The 1,459-nt window shown below is 70.5% G+C and carries 1 protein-coding gene; it reads left to right on the top strand.

Features of this window, described 5'->3' with window-relative positions:
* The first annotated feature begins 231 nt into the window (after positions 1-231).
* A complete protein-coding gene (locus CLV63_RS33060) occupies positions 232-1,437 on the top strand; it encodes an IS110 family transposase (RefSeq protein ID WP_106587178.1) in 1,206 nt (401 codons plus the stop codon).
* The last annotated feature ends 22 nt before the right edge of the window (positions 1,438-1,459 follow it).

The following is a 1,459-nucleotide window of genomic DNA, read 5'->3' as shown; positions in this document are numbered from 1 at the left end:
CCCATTACCTTCTGGAGCAGTCCCGCAATGGGGCTCCCGGCCTCCGGGCCCGGCATGACTTTGTGCCCCCTGTCACCCATGATCCGGGGGGTGGTGTCACCGGGCACCGGAGGCACCGCGAGACCGCTGATAGAAGCACGAGCCGCCTTCTGAGCAGGCCCTACGTAATGTGGATGCCGGCAGACGGTGCCCAGCCAAGGCCGGGAACACACACGACAGGCAGGAGCACCAGTGACCGAGACCAACGACCAGATCGGCGTCTACCTCGGCCTGGACGTCGGCAAAGGCGAGCACCACGCCCGCGGCCTCACCCCCGCCGGTAAGACCGTCTTCGATAAACGCCTGCCCAACAGCGAACCGAAACTGCGGTCCGCGCTGGAGAAACTGCAAGCCAAGCACGGCACGGTGCTGGTCGTGGTCGACCAGCCCGCCTCCATCGGCGCCCTGCCCCTGGCCGTGGCCCGCGACACCGGCTGCCCGGTGGCCTACCTGCCCGGGCTGACCATGCGCCGCATCGCCGACCTCTACCCCGGCGAGGCCAAGACCGACGCCCGCGATGCCGCGGTGATCGCTGATGCCGCCCGCACAATGCCGCACACCCTGCGCGACCTCGCGCCCGATGACGACACCATCGCCGCCCTGGCCATGGTCGCCGGACACGACGACGACCTGGCCGCCGAGACCACCCGCACCCGCAACCGGCTGCGCGGCCTGCTCACCCAGCTCCACCCCGCCCTGGAACGCGTGCTGGGCCCCCGCGCCGACCACCCCGCGGTCCTCAAGCTCCTCCAGCGCTACCCCACCCCGGCCCGGATCCGCAAAGCCGGACGCTCCCGCCTGGTCACCCTCATCCGGCCCGAGGCCCCCCGCATGGCCCAGCGCCTCATCGACGAGGTGTTCACCGCACTGGAGGAGCAGACCGTCGTGGTCGCCGGCACCGAAGCGGCCTCCACCGTCATCGCCAACCTCGCCGACTCCCTGCGAAGAACCCTGGACCAGCGCAAACACCTGGAAACCGAGATCGGGGCCCTGCTGGAGGCCCACCCTCTTTCCGCGGTCCTGACCTCGATGCCCGGCATCGGCGTCAGGACCGGCGCCCGCATCCTGATCGACGTGGGCGACGGCTCGGGCTTCGCCACGGCCGCCCACCTGGCCTCCTACGCGGGGCTGGCCCCGGCCACCCGAGCCTCGGGCTCCTCGATCCGCGGCGAAGCGCCACCCCGCCGCGGCAACAAGCAGCTCAAACGCGCGTTCTTCCTCGCGGCCTTCGCCTCCCTGTCACACCCGCCCTCGCGGGCCTACTACGACAAGAAGATCGCAACCGGCAAACGCCACGGCCAAGCCCTGCTCTGCCTGGCCAGGCGCCGCTGCGACGTGCTGTTCGCGATGCTGCGCGACGGCTCCTTCTACCAACCAGCCACCACCCAAGCGGCTTGACAAAACCATAGAAGCACCCCCC

This window comes from Murinocardiopsis flavida, from assembly GCF_003014485.1.
Classification (GTDB): Bacteria; Actinomycetota; Actinomycetes; order Streptosporangiales; family Streptosporangiaceae; genus Murinocardiopsis; species Murinocardiopsis flavida.
This window is presented reverse-complemented; position numbering and strand designations above follow the sequence as displayed.